Here is a 21343-nt window from a genome sequence, read left to right as displayed (position 1 = left end):
CTCCTCAGTAGCGGAACAAGCGCCAGGCCATCAGCCGCGCAACTGCGACGATCGCCTTGGCGATCACGTAGTAGAGCGCCGCCGCCAGGGCGAAGTATTCGAAGGTGCGGAAGGTCTTGACGTTGTAGTCCTGGGTCACGCCGGTGAGGTCGTTGTTCAGGCCGACGATCACCCCCAGCGAAGTCATCAGCACCGCCCAGACCATCTGGTTGGTCAACGGGTAGAACACCACCCGCAGCAATTGCGGAATGACGATCATCCGGTAGGTCTGGAAGGCGCTCATGCCCAGCGAGCGCGCCGCACGCATCTGCGTGGTCGGCACGGCCTTGAGGCCGCCGCGAAAGTTCTCCGCCAGGTACCCGGCGTTGTTGAAGGTGATCCCCGCCAGCAGGGCGATCCACGAACTGACATGCAGGCCCATCGAACCGAGGCCGAAGTACAGGATGTAGATCTGGAACAGCGAAGGGGTGTTGCGCGCGATCGACACCCAGCCATCGGCAAAGCCGCGCAGCAACGGCTGTTTGCCTTCGCGCATCACGGTCAGGGCCAGGGCAATCAACACCCCGAAGATCATCGACAACGCGGCGGTCTCGAAGGTGACCCAGGCGCCAGTCAGCATATCCGGCAGGGCGCGCAGGGCCGAACGCCATTGGAAGGTGTAGTCAAACATGCGCGGGGCTCTCCTTGCAGACGGCAGGTTGCAGCCAGGTTGGCAGGCGACCGCTGGCCTGGCCGCTGCAGGCCGATTCGACGCACTCGGCGAGGCTGGCGAAATGCACCGGGCGACCGGCCAGGCCAGGCCCGTAGTGGGCGTATTTACCGGAGTTGGTCATCAGCGTGCGCGCCGCCGGCGGGATCACCGGCTCACCGAGCATGCACCAGCAAGTGTCGGTCACCAGGGTCAGGCCGAAGCGTTCGAGCCCGGCGATATGGCCGGCGGCGCGGGCCTGTTCGAGCACTGCGCGACCGCAAGTGATCGCCACCACTACGTCCGGGTGTTTGTGCCGGCCCTGGCACAGGCGGGCAAGTGCGGCGAACTCGCTGAACGAGAAATGCGGGTTGCCCAGCGACACCACATCGACCTGCGGCTCGCGGGCGCTGTTGAGCTCGCGCCAGCTGTGCAGCAATTCCTTCAGGTGCAGGCGCTCGGTCGGTAGGATTGCGCCGGGTTCGAGCACTTGCGCCGGGTCCAGGGCTTCGGGCGTCACCCCGGCGATATGAAACAGCGGCGCGGCAGAGGTGGTGGCAAAGGCGGCGCCGAACGCCTTGAGATCGTCCAGGCCGGGTTGCGCCTGTTCCAGCCCGCGCACCAGAGGAATCCGCGAACCGGAGAGGGCGCCGATGTGGTAGCCGAGCAGGGGGTAGAAGCTGTCGTCGAGGCCGTCCAGCGGCGGCACTTCAACAATCAGTTGGGCCTTGCGCTGGCTGTCGAGGTGACAGCCGATGCTCGGTGCCCGACCGGTGAGGGCGATGCAGATGTCGAGGTAGTCCGGGTATTTGAGCGTGCGCGCACCCAACACACTGTTGGCGTAGACCACCGCGTTGGATTCGGCCCAGACCACCTGTTCGCCCAGGGTTGGCGCGCTGTCGAGCAGGTAAGGCGCGCAGGTAAAGCTCAATTGCGCGCCCATCGCCATGTAGGCATCGCCCAGGGCACTGGCCGGCTCGCCGAGCGCCGGGTCGATGCCCAGTTCGCGCCAGCGGCGCTGGTCGACCGAAATGGAATTGAGCGTGGTCGGCACCCGCACTTTCGCCCCCCACTGCACCAGCTGTTCGGCAAAGCGCAGGCTGGCGGGGCCGGTGTAGATGCAGCCGTCGATATGCGCCTGGGTCACGTCCAGCAACTGCTCGGCGCCTTGCAGCTCGGCCATGCGCAGGACGATCTGCATCGCCATCTGCGCGGCTTTGCCGTGCTCGCCGCTGAGCAGCGCCTGGTCTTGCGGGCTCAGCTTCAGGGTGCTGCTGAATGGCCGGTCAGCCGGGGTAAACGACGGGGCCTGCCAGTCGGCGGCGGGCGCCCGGGCAAACAGGCTCAGGCGCTCGCCTTCGACCCGCGCAAAGCCTGCACCGCGCAAACCGGCGAAAGCCTCCTTGCCGATGCACAGCACCGGCAAGGAGCGCCCGAACAGGGTCTGCGCGACCAGCACGCCGAGGGTCAGGATCTCGTCGGCCTCGGCCAGCACCAGTGCTGCCGGTGCGTGGCCGTTGCTGATCAGTTCCATCATCACGCTGCTGCCGGTGCACGAGCCGCGTCCGCTGGGGATCGCCAGCACACGCCCGGCGATGCACTGGCCGCTGAGCGGATGATGGCGGTCGATCACTTCGCCGCTGAACGGGTCGACCCCGCCCCAGAAGCTCAGCCCGGTGTCGGCGAACAGCAGTTCGCCCTGGGCCGCGCCCTCGACCAGGCTACGCCCGGCCAGGGGTTTGGGAGTGCTGGTCATGCTGCCCACCTCAGTAGTAGACCTGTGGCACGGTCAGGTCGGTCGGGGCGATTTCGGTGCCCACCCACTTGGTGAACAGCTCCTTGTAGCGCCCGGTGCGCACCTGCTGGTTGACGAACAGGTCGAGGTAACGCAGCAGACCGTACTCGTTGCGCTTGGCGCCCAGCGATACGTAGTCGATCACGTAAGGCGCGTTACCGGCGACCTTGAGGTTCTTGTACTTGCCGGACTTGAGGGTGGCGGCGGCGACGGTGTTGGTGACCACAGTCGCGTCGATATGCCCTTGGGCGACCGCGAGCAGGGTATCGTTCTGCGACTGGTAGGCGCGGAAGGTGCCGCTGCCCCAGCTCTTCACGTCCTTCTCCAGGGCGATGGCTTCATAGGTGCCGCTGGTGTTGCCCAGCGCCTTGCCCTTGAGGTCCTCGAAGCTGTTGATGCCGGTGTTGTCGCGGGTCAGCACGACCATCTGGAAGGCGAAGTACGGCACGGTCAGACCGACCGTCTTGGCCCGCTCCAGGGTGTCGGAGGTGGACGCTACGATCACGTCGGCGCGGCCGGAAACCAGGGCCGGGATGCGATCAGGGAAGGGCGTTTCGACCACTTCGGGCTCGACCCCGAGGATTTTCGCCAGGTCGTTGCAGTAGTCGACGTCGAAGCCGGCGGGCTTGTTGGCTTCGTCGCGAAAACCCATCGGTGGGAAGTCCAGGGTTACGGCGCAGCGCAGCTTGCCGGAGCCGATGATGTCGTCGAGTTTGTCGGCCTGGGCGTTGGCAATAAAGGTGGTACTGAGAACAGCGCTGAGGGCTACGGCAAATGTGCGGTTTTTCATAGGTGCCTCGTGGTGGGTGAGTGCTGTTAAATATCGTAGCTGAGATTTCGTATACGATATTTTTAAGTGCAATGGCCGTGCCTGTTTTTGTGTTATTGCAGGAATTGTTCTTCAGCCCTTGCACTAGGGCGTCTGACAGAAAGGACGGCTGCTGTGGGAGGTTTCACCGCGCCCGGCAGGGTGTATGACGGGTGTTACATATGGGAGCACTGCGTGCGCACAGCGCCCCGGAAAGGAACACTCAGCGCTGGTTATCGCGGTACTGGCTCGGCGAAAGCCCGGTGAGGGCGCGGAACTGGCGGCTGAAGGCGCTGTGGTCGGTGTAACCGCAGCGCAGGGCGATGTCGGTGATCGGCAGGTCGGGGTCTTGCAGCAAGCGCGAGGCTTCTTCCAGGCGCGCTTTGTGGATCATCTGCCGCGGCGTGAGCTGGAAGATCCGTTTGCAATGGCGCTCCAGTTGCGCGATCGAAAGCCCGGCGATGGCGGTCAGTTCGGCAAGGCTGATGGGGCGGCTGAAGTGGCTGCGGATATGCGCATCGACGGCGGCGAGTTTCTGGAACGCGGGGTGGTTGGACTGCGGCAATTGCAGGTCACGGGAGATCCCGGCTAGGCCAACGATGCTGCCGTCGGCATCCTTGAGCGGGCGCTTGTGGGTCAGGCACCAGATCGGCTGGTTGCCGAAATACAGGTGCAGCTCAAGCTGGTCGGCCAGTTCCCGGCCACTGCTCAGCACGCGGCGGTCCTGCTCGGTGTAGAGCGGTCCGAAACGGGCGGGGAACACGTGTTCGGCGGTGAGCCCGAGCAGCTCGTCGCAGTGCTTGCGGCCGCAGCGCCGGGCCAGGGTCTGGTTGACGAAGGCGTAACGCGCTTCGCGGTCCTTGATGAAGAACACCACGTCGTTGAGGGTGTCGAGCAGCGGCGCGATCGGCTGCAGGCTGCTCAGCAGGGTCGGCAGATCGCAGGGGGCGAAGTGGTTGAGCGTGGCGTGCATGGCGCTGACGGTCCGGGGGCGACCGTCGGGATCATAGAGTGTCCCCGGCGCTTATCTCAAGCGCCGGGCGTTTCATCCAGGCACAGCAGGGTATCGATGCGCGCCGGGCTGAACGGCGGGCGCGGCGCCGAGGGTTGCCAGCCGAACAGGTGGCGGGTGGCCGCGCCGCAGACCCGGCCCTGACAGGCGCCCATGCCGCAGCGGCTGGCGAGCTTGGCTTCGCGCCAGCTGCTGTGTCCGGCGAGGGCGCAATAGGGGACATCTTCGCAGCGGCACACCAGGGTGTCGGCAGTCGCCAGCGACTTGAGCGCCGGGTCGAGGGCGAAGGCCTTGTTCAGGGCATCGGCGAACCCATGCCAGCGGGCGCGTTGGCGCAACAGCCGTTGCGCCGCCTGGCGATTGCCGACTGCGGCATGGCCAGCGATTGCACCTTCCACCAAGGCCCGCTCGCTGCCGCCGAAGCCGGTGCATTCACCTGCGGCGTAAACGCCGGGCAGCGTAGTCTCCTGCCAGTTGTCCACGGCGATGGCGTCATGCGCCACGGCGCAGCCCAGGGCCTGGGCCAGCTGGATGTTGGGGATCAGGCCGAAGCCGCAGGCCAGCCGGTCACAGGCGATTTCCACGATCTTGCCGTTTTGCATCAAGCGCACACCTTCCAGGCGATCGCTACCCAGTGCGGCAAGTACATGGCTGGCGCTACGGTACTGGCGGTCGAACAGGCTGAAGGACTGCAGGAGTTTTTGCGGCCAGCGCGGCAATTGTGCGGCGAAGCCGGCGACGGCGGCGGGCGAAGCCTGTTCGGCAATGCGCAGCACCCGGGCGCCGTTGGCTTTGGCGGTGGCGGCACTGGCCAGCAGCAATGGCCCGCTGCCGGCGATGACGATACGTTGGTCGCGCACCGGCAGGCCGGCCTTGATCAGTGCCTGCAAACCGCCAGCACCGGTGACGCCGGGCAGGGTCCAGCCGGGGAAGGGCAGCAGCAGCTCACGGGCGCCGGTGCAGAGGATCAGCCGGTCGTAGCGGATCTGCCAGCCACGCTCGGCGTCTTCCACCAGCAGGGTGTCCGGGCCGGGCTGGGCGATCACCCGTGTGCCACTGTAGTAGTGCACATTGCTGCAGGCGAGTACTTGCTCGCGCAGTTGACGAGCCAGGGCAGGCACCTTGGCCTGCGGGCCGTCGCGCCAGATCTGTCCGCCTGGCAACGGGTTGTCGTCGAGCAGCACGATGCGCGCGGCACGGGGGGCGGCGGCCAGTGCTGCGGCCAGGCCGGCGGGACCGGCGCCGATGATCAACAGATTGGTGTGTTCGCTCATGCCCGGGTCTCCACTTGCATGCCGTCGCGGCACAGGGTCTGGCAGGCCAGACGCCGGCGGCCATCGATGTGTACCCGGCATTCCTGGCAAATGCCCATGCCGCACAGCGGTGCGCGGCGCTGGCCGCTGACCGAAGTGCGTGAGCTACCGTCGCCGGCCAACGCCAGGGCGGCGGCCACGCTGGTGCCGTCGGCCACATGCAGCGGGCGGCCATCGAGGGTCAGGTCAGGCATGGGCAAGTGCTCCGAGGAAGCGTTCAGGCAGATAGGGTTGCGCCGCCAGCGGTGGCGTTTCGTCGAACAGTTGCGCGGTCAGCAGGTCGGCGGTCGCCGGGGCGGTGGTGACGCCAAGGCCCTCGTGACCGACCGCGAGCCACAGGCCATCCTGCTGCGGATGGCGGCCCACCAGCGGCAGGCCGTCGGGGCTGGCGGCGCGAAAGCCGGTCCAGGCGCGGATGCCGTTCAAGTGGGCGAGGTCTGGCATGTATTCAGTGGCGCGCTTGAGCATGCGCGCCAGCATCCAGCCTTCAACGGCCGGGTCGGTGGTGCCGAACTGGCGCGAAGCACCGATGAACAGCTGGCCGGTCGGGCGCGGCTGGATATTGCAGGCGGTGGACGGGCCGCTGGCGTTATGCGCGCTGGTGACATAGCCCAGTTCCACCAAGGTATGGGTGACGGTGCCGGGGTAGCGGTCGGTGATCAGCAGGTGGCCTTTTTTCGGTTCGATCGGCAGCTCCGGGCACAGGTCGGTGGCCTGGATGCCGTTGGCCAGCACCACGGCATTGGCGCTCAGCCACTGGCCGTCGTCCAGGCGCACACGGTTGCCTTGCACCCTGGAGACCTGCGCCCGGCGCTGTTCGATACGCGGCGATTGCAGCATCCAGCGGGCGGTGGCCGGAGCGTAAAGGATGCCGTCGCCGTTGATCAGCAGACCACCTTCCAGCCCCTCACGCAGCGCCGGTTCGCGCTGGCGCAGGGCGTGCCCGGCGACCAGCTCGCAGGTCACGCCCCGGGCTTGCAGCACGTTGAATTTGTGTTCGGCCACGGCCATCTCTTCGGCGTTGGCCGCCAGCCACAGGGTGCCGTTGCTGCGGTAGGCGCAGTCTTCGGGGAGCCGGGGAGCTAGTTCACGCCAGCGTTGCAGCGAATGCTGGCTGAGCGCCAACTCTGCGGCATTGTCGTCGAGCACCAGCAGGTGACCCATGCCAGCGGCCGTGGCGCCGTGCAGACCGGCATCGAGTACCAGCACCTGCAGCCCTCGCGCGGCCAGCGACTGCGCACAGGCGGCGCCGATGATCCCGGCGCCGATCACGATCACATCGGCCACGGCACCACGGTTCACGGGCGGATGCCCCAGGCGAACGGGTCGTCTTCCTGCAGGATCAGCGTGGCTTCGGCGCTGATGTGCGCGCGGCCGCGAATGGTTGGCACGATGCGCTCGCCGTCGGCCTCGTATGAACCTTCGAACTGGCTACCGATCACGCTGGCCTGACGCCACACCTGACCGGGTTGCAGCTTGCCGTCGGCGGCCAGACACGCGAGCTTGGCGCTGGTGCCGGTGCCGCAGGGCGAACGGTCATAGGCTTTGCCGGGGCAGAGCACGAAGTTGCGGCTGTCGGCGTCGGGGTCGTCAGCGAACAGTTCGATATGGTCGATCAGGCCGCCGTCTTCGCCGCGAATGCCCTGATTCTCCAGCGCCTGTTGCACGGCGTAGGTATAGGCGGTCAGCGCTTCGATGTTGTCGCCGGCGACGCTCAGGCCGTGATCGGCGATCAGGAAGAACCAGTTGCCGCCCCAGGCGACATCGCCGACCACCCGGCCGATGCCCGGCACCTCCAGTGTCAGGTCCTTGCGGTAACGGTAGGCCGGTACGTTGCGCACGCTGACCGAGTGGTCTTCGTGCAGGGTCGCCTGCACGGTGCCGACCGGGGTTTCAATACGGTGCACACCCGGCCCGATGCGGCCCAGGTGCGCCAGTGACACCACCAGGCCGATGGTGCCGTGGCCACACATGCCCAGGTAGCCGGTGTTGTTGAAGAAGATCACCCCGGCACAGGCGCCGGGATCGACCGGCTCGCACAGTAGCGCGCCAACCAGCACGTCACTGCCACGCGGCTCCAGCATGCAGGCGCTGCGCCATTGATCGTAGTGCTCGGCCAGGCGCTGGCGGCGTTCGGCCATGCTGCCGTGGCCAAGCGTAGGGAATCCGTCGGTGACCAGGCGGGTGGGTTCACCGCCGGTGTGGGAGTCGATCACGCTGATGCGTTTCATGGGCAGGCCGCGTCCGTTCAGGGAAGTGAACGACAGAGTGGCTTGTCGCCTGGCTTGCAGGCTTGATGCCTTTAAGCCACGAGAACGACGAAATCAGCACAGCGACCGAACCCCGGTGGGAGCGGGCTTGCCCCGCGATGCGATGTGACTGTGAGTCCGCAATCGCGGGACAAGCCCGCTCCCACCGGGTTCCCGTCACTTGGTCTGCGGCAGGTGCTCGAAGAGGGTCTTGCAGACGCCGGCGATGTGCTCGTCGAGCAGCGTGACGGCACGTTCGACATCCTTGGCCCGGCAGGCATCGAGGATCTCGCGGTGTTCATGATCGGCGCGTTCCTTGCCCGCCGACAGGCTCATTTGCATGCGCAGGTAGCGCTCCAGCTTGTCGTTCACCGAGCGGATCATGTTGACCAGAAAGGGCCGCTGCGCCGGCTCGTACAGGCAGGCGTGCAGCTCCCAGTTCAGCTCGGCCCAGCGCCCGACGTCGTTCTCGCCGACGAACTCCTGGCAGATCCGTTCGGCGCGCGCGAAAGTTGCTTCGGTCATGTTCGGGATCGCCAGGCGCAGCGCCTTGTCTTCAAGCAGCATGCGCACTTCGAACATCTGCGCCAGCTCCGGTTCGGAGATGCGCGTGACCATCGCCCCGCGATTGCGCTGGAACATCACCAGCCCCTCGGCCTCCAGGCGCTTGAGCGCCTCGCGCACGGGGATCTTGCTGACGTTGAACTGACGGGCGATGTCGTCCTGGCGGATCGGTTCGTCTTCGGCGAAGTGCCCGGCAATGATCGCATCGCGCAGGTGATGGGTGATGATTTCCGAGGTCGAAGGCGTATTGCCCAGATCCGGGGCGTTAAGGCGAGGTACGGTCACGGTGGCGTCGTCCGAAGTTCTTTGTGGATATGGTATACGAATTTCGCGGGGCAAGCCCGCTCCCACAGACACCCGGTGGGAGCGGGCTTGCCCCGCGAAAAGCGACTACTTGCGAGCTTCCAGAATCAAATTGAAAGGCGTTTCCGTGGCCCGGCGAAAATGTTTGAAGCCAGCCTCCGCGAACACCGCGCGCAAGCGCGCTTCCCCTGCCTGGGCACCAAGCCCCAGACCGACTTCCTGGGACAGCGAGTTGGGCGTGCAGATAAAAGTCGAGGCGGCATAAAACAGCCGACCAACGGGTGTGCTGTTTTCTTCCAGGCTGTCGTTGGCAAAGGGCTCGACCAGCAGGACCGTACCGTCGGCCTTTAGCGCCTTGTAGGCATGGCGGGCAGCGCCAACCGGGTCGCCCATGTCGTGCAGGCAATCGAAATAGCAGATCAGGTCGTAATCCGTGCCGGGGAAATCCTTGGCGCTGGCCTGGATGAACTGCGTGCGTTCGGCCACACCGCCTTCGGCGGCGCGCTGGCTCGACACCGTGATCGACGGCGCGTGGTAGTCGAAACCGTAGAACTGCGAAGCCGGAAAGGCCTGGGCGAGGATCACCGTCGAGGCGCCATGCCCGCAACCCACGTCGGCGACCTTGGCCCCGGCTTGCAGTTTATCGAGCACTCCGGTCAGGGTTGGCAGCCATTCGCTGACCAGATGGGCGCGGTAGCCGGGTCTGAAGAAGCGCTCAGTGCCGCTGAACATGCACGGATGATGATCGCCCCAGGCCAGGCCGCCATCGCCGCGCATGGCGGCTACCAGTTTGTCTTTGTCGTGATACAGGGCGGCAATCACCGAAGCACCGCCTGCGGCGTACACCGGTGAGTCCTCGATAGCCAGGGCCATGGCCTGCTCCTCGGGCAGGCGAAAGCGGCCATCCTGGTGTTCCATATAGCCCGACGCGGCTTGGGCGCTGAGCCATTCGCGCAGCAGCCGGGCATTGCAGCCGGTCTTTTGCGCCAGTTGTTCGGGGCTGATGAATTGACTGTCAGCCATGGCCCGGTACAGGCCCAGTTCATCGCCGAGGATCAGGTTGGCGAGCAGGGCGGCGGCGCCCATGTCGTTGACCAGCTTTCCCATGAAGTCGTTCAGCTTGGCTTCGTCCATTGCGTGTTCTCCTGCAAGAAGTCCAACGTCAACGGGGTCGTCACGCCAGGCGACGACCTCGGGCCATTTCTCGTGGGGCAATCATTAAGTCTAGTTCAGCGTGCCTGGCCGGATGAGCGTTCGCGCAGGGCTTTGCTGACTTTCGACTGAATCTCGTAAGCCGGTGCCTCGACCGCATCGAAGTCGCGCGAGTAGCGCCGGGCGAATTCTTCCACGCCCCATTGCTGGTATTGCTGCACGTGGTGCAGTTCATGGGCCCAGAGCGCGGCGTTGTCCTGGGCATCGGCCTCGTTGCGAAAGACGATGATGTCGATCAGCGTTACGGCATTGACGTCGGGGTTCTGCAGCAGGGCATTGGCGCTGTCCAGCGCCTGTTGATCGCCGACCTTGTAGCGCGCCGCATCCAGCACCTGGAAGTCGTAGTACGGTTCAAGCTGGGCGCGGATGTGCAGGGGAATCGGCAGCACCGTACCGGCCGCCGCGGTGTCGCGTGCCTGTTGCAGGGCCAGGGCCAGGGAACTGCTGGCGATGCGTCCGAGGTCGTCGAGCACGCTACGGGCCTCGCCCGGATCGATCGGCGAGCAGATGCAACTGCCCAGGCAGATTTCGTATTGGCCAGCGGGGCAGGCGGCGAGGGCGTTGAGCGGGGCGAGCAGGGCCAGACCAAGCAACAGCGGTTCAAGGACTCTCATGCAAGGCCCCGGCGAGAAACTCACGGGAGGCCTTGAGCACTTCCTGCTGGCTGGATGGGGTGGCCAGCATGCGCGCGATCACCAGCGCACCCACGCACTGGCTGAGCAGGGCCCAGGCCAGGTCCGGGTCTTCGAGGGTGTCGGCCCAGGCTTGTTGCAGGGTGCGCAGCCAGTGTTCGGCTTCTTCACGCACCGGCAGCGGCGCCTGGGCGATTTCGGCACCCAGAGCCGGGATGGCGCAACCGCCTTCGGGGTTGTGCACGTGGGCCAGGCTCAGGTAATGGTCCAGGCAGCGTTCAAGGCGCTGGCGGTTCATCGGTTGCTGGGCCATGGGGCTCAGCGACAGCTCGCGGCGCACCACTTCGGTGAACAGGTCGTCCTTGGACGGGAAGTGGTTGTAGAACGCCCCGCCAGTGAGGCCGATGGCCTTCATCAAGCCAGCGACGCCAGTGGCATTGAAGCCGCCGCGCTTGGCCAGGGCGCCGCTGCTCTCCAGCAGTTTCTGCCGGGTTTGTTCCTTGTGGGTGGTGGAGTAGCGCACGCCGACCTTCTCCGTAGCACTGACTTGACGAAGCCTGAATCATAGCATAGCGTTCGCTTACTAAATGATCGTTTACCAATGGAGGCGATGGATGACCCAGGGCAAGAAAGTGGTGTTGGTAGTAGGGGCCGGTGATGCCACCGGCGGAGCGATTGCCAAGCGTTTTGCCCGCGAGGGCTACATCGCCTGCGTGACCCGGCGCAGCGCCGACAAACTGCAGCCGCTGGTGGACGAGATTCGTGCCGCGGGTGGCGAGGCGCATGGCTTTGCCTCCGATGCACGCAAGGAAGAGGAGGTGGCGGCGCTGGTTGAACAGATCGAAACTACCCTCGGCCCGATCGAGGCGTTCGTGTTCAACATTGGCGCCAACGTGCCGTGCAGCATTCTCGACGAGACCGCACGAAAGTACTTCAAGATCTGGGAAATGGCCTGCTTCGCCGGCTTCCTGACCAGTCAGGCCGTGGCCCGGCGCATGGTGACCCGTGAGCGCGGAACCATTCTGTTCACCGGCGCTACCGCCGGCCTGCGCGGCGCTGCCGGCTTTGCCGCGTTCGCCGGGGCCAAACATGGCATTCGCGCCCTGGCGCAGAGCATGGCCCGCGAGCTTGGGCCGCGTAATATTCATGTCGCCCATGTGGTGGTGGACGGCGCCATCGACACCGCGTTCATCCGCGACAGCTTCCCCGAGCGCTATGCGCTCAAGGAACAGGACGGCATCCTTGACCCCGCGCACATCGCCGACAGCTACTGGTTCCTGCACGCGCAGCCGCGTGATGCCTGGACCTTCGAACTCGATCTGCGGCCGTGGATGGAACGCTGGTAAGCCTCCGATAACAACAAGGACTCTGAACAATGAGCAAAACCGTCGAATTCTTCTTTGACCTGGGCAGCCCGGCCAGCTACCTGGCCTGGACCCAACTGCCGGCGCTGTGTGCCCGCCACGATGCGCAACTGCTGTACCGGCCGATGCTGCTGGGCGGGGTGTTCCAGGCTACTGGCAATGCTTCGCCAGCAATGGTGCCGGCCAAGGCGCGCTACGTGTTTGCCGATTTTCAGCGCTATGCCAAGCGCTATGGCGTGACCCTGGCGTTCCCGCCGGGCTTTCCGGTCAATACCCTGGGGCTGATGCGCGGCACCATGGCTGTGCAATTGTTTCAACCCGAGCGCTTCGAGGCTTACCTGGATGCGCTGTTCCCGGCGATGTGGGTGCAGCAACGCAATCTGGGCGATCCGCAGGTGTTGGCAGCGGTGTTGCGCGAAGCAGGCTTCGATCCTGAACAGTACCAAGCCTGGAGCGCAGACCCACAGGTCAAGGCGGCACTCAAGGAGGCCACGGAAGAAGCCGTGCGCCGTGGCGCATTCGGCGCACCCACGTTCTTTGTCGGTGAGCAGATGTTCTTCGGTCAGGACCGCCTGGAGTTCGTTGAAGCGGCATTGGCTTGAATGGGTACAGTCAAGTGATACGGTATTATTTTCATTAACTGTATGGTCGGCCTAGAGCAGGACTCCGCTAGTGTCAGTGCAGCCCACAAGAAAAAATCTGGATGCCTGCCATGCTCAGCTCAATCGACCTGATAACCGCCTTCGTGCTGTTCGCCTTCGTGTCTTCGATCACCCCGGGGCCCAACAACACCATGTTGCTTGCCTCCGGGGTGAACTTTGGCGTGCGCCGTTCGATTCCGCACGCCTTGGGCATCAGCGTGGGCTTCATGGTCATGGTGCTGGCGGTGGGCTTTGGCCTCGGTGAAGTGTTCAAGGCCTATCCGCCGATCTATACCGTGCTGCGCTATGTCGGCGCGGCCTACTTGCTGTACCTGGCGTGGAAAATCGCCACCTCCGGGCCTTTGTCGGTCAGTAACCCCGAGAGCCGTAAACCGCTCGGCTTCTGGGGCGCGGCGGCGTTTCAATGGGTCAACCCCAAGGCCTGGGTCATGGCGGTGGGGGCAATCACTACCTACACGCCAGCCCAGGGCTACGTCACCAACGTGATCGTCATCGCCACTGTGTTCGCCCTGGTCAACCTGCCCAGCGTGTGCGTCTGGGTGATGTTCGGCAGCGCTTTGCGTACGGTACTGCAGAACCCGCGCTGGTTAATGCTGTTCAATGTCCTGATGGCGGCGTTGCTGGTGATATCCCTTTACCCGCTGCTCTTTGTAGAATCGAGTTTTTCCTGAATGAGTGCGCTGGCACATGCAGTTGATTCCCTGGTCCCATGACACAAGTGCCGGCTTTACCTTGCGCGGCTGGCGCTCACCCGCCAGCGGCAAACCCTTGCTGCATTTTCTCCACGGCAACGGCTTTTGCTGTCTGGTCTACCAGCCAATGCTGGCGCGCCTGGCAGAACACTTCGACCTCTGGTTGTGTGATGTCCAAGGCCATGGCGACAGTGACCATGGCGGCCCGTTCCAGGGCTGGAACCGTACCGCAGAACTGGCTATCGAGGCCTTCGAGGCGGGCCGTGGCGAATACGCCGAGGTGCCGCGCTTTGCCGTCGGCCACAGTTTTGGCGGGGTGCTGACCGGGTTGATGCTGGCGTATCGGCCGCAGTTGTTTCAGCGTGCGGTCCTGCTCGATCCGGTGCTGTTCAGCCGCTCGATGATGGGCATCATGGGCGCCGCTGCGCTGGTTGGCCTGCACCGCCGTCACGCCTTGGCGCGCAAGGCCGCGACCCGCCGCAGTCATTGGCCGGACCGTAGCGCCGCACGCGCCTCGCTGGAGGGGCGGGGGATCTTCAAAGGCTGGAACGAGCATGCGTTGCAGTCGTATATCGAGCATGCCATCGGCGATTGTGGCGAAGGCGTGGTGCTCAAGTGCAGGCCAAGCCGTGAAGTGGAGATTTTCAGTTCATTCCCGCGGCGCATGTGGGCTTCGCTGACCCGGGTGAAGACCCCGAGCCAGGTACTCTACGGCGAAACCACCTATCCCTTCGTACCGCAGTCGGTGCAGCGCTGGGCGCAGGACAATCGACAGGTCAGCGCCGAGCAAGTGCCGGGCGGACACTGCTTCATGCAGGAAGACCCTGCGGCTTGCAGCGAGCGGGTCACGGCGTTCTTGCTGCAGCAATAGGGTGAGGCCAATCGCGGGGCAAGCCCGCTCCCACAGTGGGAGCGGGCTTGCCCCGCGATATCAGGTGATATCACTGACCTCGAATTCTTTCGCCAGAAAGTCCAGCAAGCTGCGCACGCCCGGCAGCAACCCCCGGCGCGAGGCGAACACCGCGTGCAGCACGCCGCACTCCGGTGCCCACTCAGGGGTGACCCTGACCAGTTGGCCGCTATCGAGTTCATCACGCACCACCACCAACGGCACATGAACCACACCAACGCCAGCCACTGCTGCCTCGCGCAACATCAGCAGATCGTCGGTGACCAGTCGCGGTTGATAGCGCAGGCTGGCGCGAGCGCCATCAGGACCGACCAGCTCCCAGTGATAGTCCCGTTGCGGTTTGCCCCAGTGCAAACTTGGCAGGCTGGCAAGGTCAGCCGGTACCGGACGCGTCGGCAGGCGCTCGCGCAGCTCGGGTGAGGCCACCAGGCACTGGGTGCTGTGGGCCAGGGTTTTCATCACCAGGTCACTGCTTTCCAGCGGCGGCACGCGCACCCGCAAGGCGATGTCGATGCCTTCCTGAATCAGGTCGACCTGGCGGTTGGTGCTTTCAATGTGCAGTTGCACCAACGGGCACTGGACCATGAAGCGGGTCAGCATGGCGCCCACCCAGAAATCCAGCAGGGCAGTCGGGCAGCTCAGGCGCACGATGCCTTGCGGTTCGGCACGGTTGCGCTCGATCAACTCGGCGGCGCCTTCGGCTTCCACCAGCATCGCCACACAGTGGCGGTAATAGGCCTGACCGATTTCGGTGACCGAAAAGTGTCGGGTCGAGCGCTGAATCAGGCGCACGCCGAGACGTTCTTCCAGCCCGGCGATGCGCCGGCTGAGTTTTGACTTGGGCATGTCCAGGGCACGACCAGCAGGGGCAAAGCCACCGTGATCGACGACCTGGGCAAAGTAGTAAAGGTCGTTGAGGTCTTCCATCAGTGTTCTCCATATGGAACGCTGAAGACAGTTTAACTGATCTACCGCCGATGTCGTTGCGCTCGTATGGTTATAGCCATCCACGAGAGGAGACATCTCATGAAAAAGATCCAAGGCGTCTACAGCAGCCCCAACCCGCACTGGGTCGGCGATGGCTTCCCGGTACGCAGCCTGTTCACCTACGACAACCTGGCGCAGCACATCAGTCCGTTCCTGTTGCTGGACTATGCCGGCCCTCACGACTTCACCCCGACCACTGCCCGTCGTGGTGTCGGCCAACACCCGCATCGCGGCTTTGAAACCGTGACCATCGTCTACCAGGGCGAACTGGAACACCGCGACTCTACCGGTGCCGGTGGCCTGATCGGCCCGGGCGATGTGCAGTGGATGACCGCGGCCAACGGCATCCTCCATGAAGAGTTCCACTCGCCGGCGTTCGCCGCCAAGGGCGGCACCCTGGAGATGGTCCAGCTGTGGGTCAACCTGCCGGCCAAGGACAAATCGGCAGCAGCCGGTTACCAGACCCTGCTCAGCAGCGACATTCCTGTCGTGCCCCTGGGCGCCGGTAGCGGCAGCCTGCGGGTGATCGCCGGCGAGTTCCGTGGCCACCAGGGCCCGGCGCAGACCTTTTCGCCGATGGATGTTTGGGACCTGCAGCTCAAACCTGGCGCACCGGTGCGCCTGCCCAGCGCGGCAGGGCGCAGCACGGCGCTGGTGGTGTTGCGCGGCAAGCTGCTGGTCAATGGCGAGCGCGCCGTCGGCCCGGCGCAGCTGGTGTTGTTCGACCGTGCCGGTGACGAACTGTTGCTGGAAGCGCAGACCGAGGTGTCGGTGCTGCTGCTCAGCGGCGAACCGCTGGACGAGCCGATCGTCGGCTACGGCCCGTTCGTGATGAACAGCGAGGCGGAGATTGCCGAGGCTTTCGATGACTTCCGTGCCGGTCGTTTCGGCCAGATGAATGGGTCGGGCGGTTCTCGTCACGACAACTAGTATCAATAACCCGAAGGTCGCCCGACGGGTGGCCTTCGACCCGGCTGCGAGCACAACTTGCAGCCAGACCCCAAGGAGAATGTGTCATGAGTACATTTGCCAACGTTGCCAATTTCAATGGCCAGGTCCCGCGTATCGATCCTGATAACGCCGCGATGCTGCTGATCGACCACCAGAGTGGTCTGTTCCAGACGGTCAAGGACATGCCCATGACTGAACTGCGGGCCAACGCCATTACCCTGGCCAAGGTCGCCAGCCTGGCCAAGATCCCGGTGATTACCACGGCATCCGTGCCTCAAGGCCCCAACGGCCCGCTGATTCCGGAAATCCATGAAGCTGCGCCGCATGCCAAATATGTTGCGCGCAAAGGTGAAATCAACGCCTGGGACAATCCGGAGTTCGTCAAGGCGGTCGAGGCTACCGGCAAGAAGCAACTGATCATCGCTGGCACCATCACCAGTGTGTGCATGGCCTTCCCGAGCATCAGCGCGGTCAGTGCCGGTTACCAGGTATTTGCGGTGATCGACGCCAGCGGCACCTATTCGAAGATGGCTCAGGAAATCACCCTGTCGCGCATCATGCAGGCCGGTGTCGTCCCGATGGACACCGCTGCGGTGTGCTCGGAAGTCCAGCGCACCTGGAACCGCCCGGACGCACAACAGTGGGCTGAAGCCTATAGCGCAGTGTTCCCGCACTACCAACTGCTGATCGAAAGCTACCTCAAGGCGCAACAGGTCGCCAAAGAAAACGAACAACTGGATTCGGCACGCTGATCCCTCATGTCCGGTGCCACTGGGTGCCGGTCTACCCACGCAAGGAGTAACACCATGAGCAAGCCCTACGTTCGTCTGGACAAAAACAACGCTGCTGTTTTGCTGGTCGATCACCAGACCGGTCTGCTGTCGCTGGTGCGCGACATCGATCCGGACAAGTTCAAGAACAACGTGCTGGCTGTGGGTGACCTGGCCAAGTATTTCAACCTGCCCACCATCCTCACCACCAGCTTTGAAACCGGCCCCAACGGCCCGCTGGTACCCGAGCTCAAGGCGCAGTTCCCGGAGGCGCCGTACATCGCCCGTCCAGGCCAGATCAACGCCTGGGACAACGAAGATTTCGTCAAGGCGGTCAAGGCCACCGGCAAGAAGCAACTGATCATCGCTGGCGTGGTGACAGAGGTGTGCGTGGCCTTCCCGGCACTGTCGGCCCTGGCCGAAGGTTTTGAAGTATTCGTGGTCACCGACGCTTCGGGTACCTTCAACGCGCTGACCCGCGATTCGGCCTGGGACCGCATGTCGCAAGCCGGCGCCCAGCTGATGACCTGGTTCGGTCTGGCCTGTGAGCTGCACCGCGACTGGCGCAACGACATCGAAGGCCTGGGCACGCTGTTCTCCAACCACATCCCGGACTACCGCAACCTGATCACCAGCTACAACACCCTCACCAACGGCAAGTAACGCCGTTTCACCTATCAGCGGCCAGGCACTTGCGTTGCCTGGCCGTTGTCGTTTCTGCCTGCTGAAATCGATACTGGCAAAGCCTGCGGCAATCGGGCGATGATCCGCCAATGAATCATGTCTCTGCCATGCACGGTTACCGGCGCAGTTTACGGCCCGACTGTTTGCTGACTTTCTGGCTGAACTACCAGCCCCCTTTGCACTGGCCGTCGCTGCTGAGGTTTCTGTCTGCGCGCTGTATTGCCGGTATCGAGACGGTGCAGGCCGGGGTGTATTCGCGCAGTGTCGTCGTGGCCGGTCGCCACGCGGTGATTCAGGTCAGCAGGGCGCGCGGGCATCGATTGAAACTGACGCTTAGTGGTGTTCCTGCAGCGGCGCTGCCCGGCTTGATCGCCCGGGTGCGGCGGGTCTTTGACCTGAATGCGCAACCCGCGCGGATCGAGGCGCAACTGGGCACTGATCCGCTGATGGCGAGGCTGATCGCCGTTCGGCCAGGATTGCGTGTACCCCAGGGTTGGGACGGTTTCGAGCAGGCCATGCGTACCGTATTGGGTCAGCAGATCAGTGTGGCCGGGGCGATGACCCTGGCTGCGCGGATGGTGGCTCGCTATGGCCAGCCGTTGTCGTCGCAGCTCGCTGAAGCAGCAGGGCTGAGCCATGTGTTTCCGGTACCTGCAGCCGTGGTCGATGAAGATCTGAGCGGGCTCGGCATGCCCCGTTCACGCGCCGCGACATTATCGACCCTGGCCCGGGCACTGCTCGATGAACCGCAACTGTTGCGTCCGGGTGCCGACCTAGACAGCTGGGTGCAGCGCCTGTGCCAATTGCGCGGGATCGGCCCGTGGAGCGCTCAGTACCTGGCGTTGCGTCAACTGGGCGCCGGCGATGCCTTGCCGTTGGGGGACGTTGCCCTGGTCAAGGCCTTGCGCCTGCTGGAAGGGCCCGAGGTGCAACTGGCGGATCGCGCCCGGGCCTGGAGCCCATGGCGTGCTTATGCGGCCCAGCATCTGTGGGCGTCATTGAGCTGATTCAACTGGACTGGCGCCATTTAACTTCGGTAATGCCATAACGTTCGGCCAGCGGCTGACTGACTTTTTTCACCTTCTCGCGCCCGTAGCGACCGATACGGCCAACCCCGGCGTCGCAACTTGCCCAATGCCAGGCTTCGGCGCTGTCCATCGTTTCGGCGCGGATGATGAATGACTTGTGATCGCCGTGCAGTTGATAGTCGATGACGAAAAGCTTTGCGTTGTTCATAGGGCTTTATAGATCCTTTCAGTGCAATGACCGAGAACATCCCTTCAATGTTCTTAGTGAGTCCTGCAAGGCTGGAAAAATTCCATCGGATTGCAACCGCAGGGGCGTTCAACATCGCCCCGGGTAAAGGCTCAAGGCAGTTAGCCCCCGGTTGATTGCTGCACTGCATGAAGGCGCTGGCGCCGGATCAGCATTTTCAATTGGCGGAGAAGGCCCGCTCGGTAGTAACTGAGCAGTCGGAACCTCCGACACGAGGATCGAACTATGTCACTGATTGGCGTTTCCAACCTTGAATTACGCCAGCTTATCGAGCAGGCGTTTCTGCCTGACCGTTGCGTGGTGTCCTGCACCGACGGAGAACACTTGACCATCCAGTTAGGGCAGGGTGACAGCCTGGATGATTGCCTGACGGTCACCGGCATTGGTGTGTATAGCCTGACCACCTGTCATGAATTGGCGGCCCTGGTTGCGCAGGTACGTGAAGAGCAACGCCTGGGGCGCAGTCACATTCCGTTCCAGCCTCGGGCTACTGCCTGAGTTGTTGCTGTTGTCCGGGCCGGATTGGCTTAGCTGTATCCGTTCGCCGTCAAGGTTGATAGAGAAAGCAATAAGCGAACTCAGGCTTGCAGCAGCTGTAAGGTCCTGGGGTCGGGTTGCGCGTCATAGAACTGCTCCAGCGCGGCCTTGAACAAGGGATGATCGGGTTCGACGCTGGCAAACAAGGTGAGGCAGGAGCGCAGCTTCAGATCGTCAGTGTGACCAAGGATTTGCACAGCGCTTTTGTCCGTGTGCTGCAAGATTGCGGCGACGCATTGTTCCAGGCGGGCACGTAAAACCTCATGGCGCAGATACGCACGGGCTTCGTCAGCAGATTGCAGGGCATAGCGTTCGGCCATTTCGCTGTGACCCAGGCCCTCCAGTTGGGGAAAGATGAACCATATCCAGTGGCTGGTTTTCCGCCCGGCCTGGAGTTCAGTCAGGACCCGGTCAAGGAAAGGGTCCTGGGCGTCGACAAAGCGCTGGAGGTTGAAGAGGGCTGGCATGAGGGTCTCCTGAAGGCGAGGTCGAGACGGATCTGTTCACGCTCTGTGCCCGGGCAGTGGCTACGATCTGCCTCGAAGCGCTTGCCCGCTATTGCAACTCAAGCTGCAACTGCAATCCGCCGTCTTCACATCGTCTGTGATAGTGAATGATCCCGCGATAAGTACGACCTTCCCAGACAAACGCCACGCTATGCGAGCGCTCAAGCTTGGCCGGCACTGGCGCCCGGACTTGCATCCGTAGGCCAGGCAGGCCATTGAGGTTCAACGGCGCCACTTGCACCTGGCACTCGGCACTATGGGCGACAGGGCCGAACAATGTGTCCTGGACAAAATCGAGCCGTAGGCAGGTCGGGCACGCCGGGCTGACCTTTCTCATGTCAGACACCTCCTTCAGTTCTTGCGGTGCGCGTTCTGCAGTTGCTTGGCCACTTCGAGGTGATGTTTCAAGGTCGGCAGCTGATTGGTTTTAGTGTGATCCTTGATCATCTGCTCGGCAAACGCCTTTACCTAGGTGGGCGTTCCATCGGCTTGTCCGAACCGCCTCATTCGCGGTTGAGCAAACGCTGCAAGTGCTGTTTCACCGCTGGCCATTCCGAGTCGATGATGCTGAAGCGCCGGGTATCGCGCTTGCGTCCGTCAGGCATGATTCGCTCGTGGCGGACGATGCCTTCTTCAACGGCGCCGATACGCAGAATGGCGGCGCGGGATTTGTCATTGAGCACATCGGTACTGAACTGCACGCGCACGCACTGCATGACCTCGAAGGCATGACAGAGCAACAGGTACTTGGCTTCGGTATTGATGCCGGAGCGCTGCACCGAGGCGCTCAGCCAGGTGTGGCCGATCTCCAGCTTGCGGTTGTGCCGGTCGATCTTCCAGAAACGCGTGGAGCCAACCACGTTGCCACTGTCACGCTGGACGATGGCGAAAGGCAGCACAGTGCCGGCCTGCTGGCCGGCCAGGGCAGTGGCGATGTACTGCTCGACCGTATCCGCACCAGGAACGGCGGTGACCTTGAGGTTCCACAGTTCGCCATCGGCAGCGGCGGCCAGCAGGTGAGGGGCGTGGTCGCTGCGCAGGGGCTGGAGTTCGACGGTGCTACCGATCAGGGCGAGGGGCATTGGTAATGGGGTCTGTTTGCAGGGTTGGGGGCGTTTGAGGCTAGCAGATCGGCGCAAACGCTGACTAGCGATCCGCCATGCGCGGATCGGTAGTCAGCAGCGTGAGCCCTGGTCAGCCCGAAGTTTGTTTTTCACGTTTGCGCAGCGCTGTCACCGTCTCACCGCCGACCCCCCAGTTGTCGGTCGGCACTTCCTCGATTACCACAAAGGTCGAGGCCGGTGGCTTGTTCAGCACCTGAAACAACAGCTCGGTAGTTCCTTCGATCAGTGCGCGCTTTTGCTCGGCGCTGACGCCTTCCTGGGTGACCCGAATATGAACATAGGGCATGACGGTTTTCCTCCGATTG

At 63.7% G+C, this 21343-nt stretch carries 27 protein-coding genes; 9 read left to right on the top strand and 18 right to left on the bottom strand.

What is annotated here, in order from left to right; all coding sequences use genetic code 11:
- Positions 1-4 precede the first annotated feature (4 nt).
- From ACVI9W_RS01155 to ACVI9W_RS01100, 12 genes are all read right to left on the bottom strand, one after another.
- The gene (locus tag ACVI9W_RS01155; RefSeq protein WP_342622373.1) at positions 5-670 is read right to left on the bottom strand and encodes an amino acid ABC transporter permease; all 666 of its coding nucleotides are present in this window, start codon (positions 668-670) and stop codon (positions 5-7) included.
- Complete coding sequence (gene lhpI, locus ACVI9W_RS01150) at positions 663-2444, bottom strand: cis-3-hydroxy-L-proline dehydratase (RefSeq protein ID WP_461528898.1); 1782 nt, start codon at positions 2442-2444, stop codon at positions 663-665. The genes ACVI9W_RS01155 and lhpI overlap by 8 nt, the downstream gene beginning before the upstream one ends.
- Before the next feature lie 10 nt (positions 2445-2454).
- A complete protein-coding gene (locus tag ACVI9W_RS01145; RefSeq protein WP_038611625.1) occupies positions 2455-3273 on the bottom strand; it encodes an ABC transporter substrate-binding protein in 819 nt (272 codons plus the stop codon).
- A gap of 241 nt (positions 3274-3514) precedes the next feature.
- A complete protein-coding gene (locus ACVI9W_RS01140) occupies positions 3515-4264 on the bottom strand; it encodes a PAS domain-containing protein (protein ID WP_461528897.1) in 750 nt (249 codons plus the stop codon).
- 56 nt (positions 4265-4320) lie between these two features.
- Positions 4321-5577: an FAD-dependent oxidoreductase gene (locus ACVI9W_RS01135; protein WP_461528896.1), complete on the bottom strand. Its 1257-nt coding sequence runs from the start codon at positions 5575-5577 to the stop codon at positions 4321-4323.
- On the bottom strand, positions 5574-5810 hold the full coding sequence (locus tag ACVI9W_RS01130; RefSeq protein WP_191833514.1) for a 2Fe-2S iron-sulfur cluster-binding protein: 237 nt from the start codon (positions 5808-5810) through the stop codon (positions 5574-5576). Before ACVI9W_RS01130 ends, ACVI9W_RS01135 begins: the two co-directional genes overlap by 4 nt.
- Positions 5803-6918 carry an NAD(P)/FAD-dependent oxidoreductase gene (locus ACVI9W_RS01125; protein WP_461528895.1) on the bottom strand — a complete coding sequence of 372 codons (1116 nt, stop codon included), beginning with the start codon at positions 6916-6918 and terminating at the stop codon, positions 5803-5805. The genes ACVI9W_RS01130 and ACVI9W_RS01125 overlap by 8 nt, the downstream gene beginning before the upstream one ends.
- Positions 6915-7847: a 4-hydroxyproline epimerase gene (locus tag ACVI9W_RS01120; RefSeq protein ID WP_461528894.1), complete on the bottom strand. Its 933-nt coding sequence runs from the start codon at positions 7845-7847 to the stop codon at positions 6915-6917. Before ACVI9W_RS01120 ends, ACVI9W_RS01125 begins: the two co-directional genes overlap by 4 nt.
- Positions 7848-8042: 195 nt before the next feature.
- Positions 8043-8714, bottom strand: a complete 672-nt coding sequence (locus tag ACVI9W_RS01115) for a GntR family transcriptional regulator (protein WP_461528893.1) — start codon at positions 8712-8714, stop codon at positions 8043-8045.
- Between the two features lie 105 nt (positions 8715-8819).
- Positions 8820-9866, bottom strand: coding sequence for a class I SAM-dependent methyltransferase (locus ACVI9W_RS01110; RefSeq protein ID WP_461528892.1), 1047 nt, complete (start codon positions 9864-9866; stop codon positions 8820-8822).
- Between the two features lie 95 nt (positions 9867-9961).
- On the bottom strand, positions 9962-10558 hold the full coding sequence (locus tag ACVI9W_RS01105; protein ID WP_461528891.1) for an eCIS core domain-containing protein: 597 nt from the start codon (positions 10556-10558) through the stop codon (positions 9962-9964).
- The gene (locus tag ACVI9W_RS01100; protein ID WP_461528890.1) at positions 10545-11099 is read right to left on the bottom strand and encodes a TetR/AcrR family transcriptional regulator; all 555 of its coding nucleotides are present in this window, start codon (positions 11097-11099) and stop codon (positions 10545-10547) included. The genes ACVI9W_RS01105 and ACVI9W_RS01100 overlap by 14 nt, the downstream gene beginning before the upstream one ends.
- 91 nt (positions 11100-11190) lie before the next feature.
- On the opposite strand from ACVI9W_RS01100, the gene ACVI9W_RS01095 reads away from it, so the two are divergent.
- From ACVI9W_RS01095 to ACVI9W_RS01080, 4 genes are all read left to right on the top strand, one after another.
- Complete coding sequence (locus ACVI9W_RS01095; RefSeq protein ID WP_038611598.1) at positions 11191-11922, top strand: SDR family oxidoreductase; 732 nt, start codon at positions 11191-11193, stop codon at positions 11920-11922.
- Positions 11923-11951: 29 nt separating this feature from the next.
- Positions 11952-12542 (top strand): DsbA family protein, encoded by a 591-nt coding sequence (locus tag ACVI9W_RS01090; protein WP_461528889.1) that lies wholly within the window; start codon positions 11952-11954, stop codon positions 12540-12542.
- Positions 12543-12643: 101 nt separating this feature from the next.
- Positions 12644-13273, top strand: coding sequence for a LysE family translocator (locus ACVI9W_RS01085; protein ID WP_174446942.1), 630 nt, complete (start codon positions 12644-12646; stop codon positions 13271-13273).
- A 16-nt stretch (positions 13274-13289) separates the two neighbouring features.
- Positions 13290-14165, top strand: coding sequence for an alpha/beta fold hydrolase (locus ACVI9W_RS01080; protein WP_038611594.1), 876 nt, complete (start codon positions 13290-13292; stop codon positions 14163-14165).
- A gap of 60 nt (positions 14166-14225) precedes the next feature.
- On the opposite strand, the gene ACVI9W_RS01075 is transcribed toward ACVI9W_RS01080, so the two are convergent.
- Positions 14226-15134: a LysR family transcriptional regulator gene (locus tag ACVI9W_RS01075; protein ID WP_461531773.1), complete on the bottom strand. Its 909-nt coding sequence runs from the start codon at positions 15132-15134 to the stop codon at positions 14226-14228.
- A gap of 96 nt (positions 15135-15230) precedes the next feature.
- Between ACVI9W_RS01075 and ACVI9W_RS01070 the strand changes: the two genes are divergently transcribed.
- From ACVI9W_RS01070 to ACVI9W_RS01055, 4 genes are all read left to right on the top strand, one after another.
- Positions 15231-16121: a pirin family protein gene (locus tag ACVI9W_RS01070; protein ID WP_038611581.1), complete on the top strand. Its 891-nt coding sequence runs from the start codon at positions 15231-15233 to the stop codon at positions 16119-16121.
- Positions 16122-16207: 86 nt separating this feature from the next.
- Positions 16208-16894: a hydrolase gene (locus ACVI9W_RS01065; protein ID WP_038611578.1), complete on the top strand. Its 687-nt coding sequence runs from the start codon at positions 16208-16210 to the stop codon at positions 16892-16894.
- Between the two features lie 54 nt (positions 16895-16948).
- Positions 16949-17575 (top strand): isochorismate family cysteine hydrolase YcaC, encoded by a 627-nt coding sequence (gene ycaC / locus ACVI9W_RS01060; RefSeq protein WP_038611574.1) that lies wholly within the window; start codon positions 16949-16951, stop codon positions 17573-17575.
- Positions 17576-17685: 110 nt separating this feature from the next.
- The gene (locus ACVI9W_RS01055; protein ID WP_461528888.1) at positions 17686-18603 is read left to right on the top strand and encodes a DNA-3-methyladenine glycosylase family protein; all 918 of its coding nucleotides are present in this window, start codon (positions 17686-17688) and stop codon (positions 18601-18603) included.
- A gap of 1 nt (position 18604) precedes the next feature.
- Here ACVI9W_RS01055 and ACVI9W_RS01050 read toward each other — a convergent pair whose 3' ends face one another.
- Positions 18605-18832 (bottom strand): DUF6555 family protein, encoded by a 228-nt coding sequence (locus ACVI9W_RS01050; RefSeq protein ID WP_461528887.1) that lies wholly within the window; start codon positions 18830-18832, stop codon positions 18605-18607.
- 264 nt (positions 18833-19096) lie between these two features.
- Between ACVI9W_RS01050 and ACVI9W_RS01045 the strand changes: the two genes are divergently transcribed.
- On the top strand, positions 19097-19369 hold the full coding sequence (locus ACVI9W_RS01045; RefSeq protein ID WP_422416625.1) for a DUF1652 domain-containing protein: 273 nt from the start codon (positions 19097-19099) through the stop codon (positions 19367-19369).
- An 80-nt stretch (positions 19370-19449) separates the two neighbouring features.
- Here ACVI9W_RS01045 and ACVI9W_RS01040 read toward each other — a convergent pair whose 3' ends face one another.
- The 4 genes from ACVI9W_RS01040 to ACVI9W_RS01025 all read right to left on the bottom strand — a co-directional run bounded on the left by ACVI9W_RS01040 (position 19450) and on the right by ACVI9W_RS01025 (position 21324).
- A complete protein-coding gene (locus tag ACVI9W_RS01040; protein ID WP_461528886.1) occupies positions 19450-19875 on the bottom strand; it encodes a DUF1810 domain-containing protein in 426 nt (141 codons plus the stop codon).
- Between the two features lie 88 nt (positions 19876-19963).
- Complete coding sequence (locus ACVI9W_RS01035; RefSeq protein ID WP_038611564.1) at positions 19964-20251, bottom strand: hypothetical protein; 288 nt, start codon at positions 20249-20251, stop codon at positions 19964-19966.
- A gap of 166 nt (positions 20252-20417) precedes the next feature.
- Positions 20418-20996: a GNAT family N-acetyltransferase gene (locus tag ACVI9W_RS01030; RefSeq protein WP_461528885.1), complete on the bottom strand. Its 579-nt coding sequence runs from the start codon at positions 20994-20996 to the stop codon at positions 20418-20420.
- Positions 20997-21108: 112 nt separating this feature from the next.
- Positions 21109-21324 (bottom strand): tautomerase family protein, encoded by a 216-nt coding sequence (locus ACVI9W_RS01025; protein ID WP_461528884.1) that lies wholly within the window; start codon positions 21322-21324, stop codon positions 21109-21111.
- Positions 21325-21343: the final 19 nt, after the last annotated feature.

The sequence above is a fragment of the Pseudomonas sp. 210_17 TE3656 genome (assembly GCF_054821965.1).
This window is presented reverse-complemented; position numbering and strand designations above follow the sequence as displayed.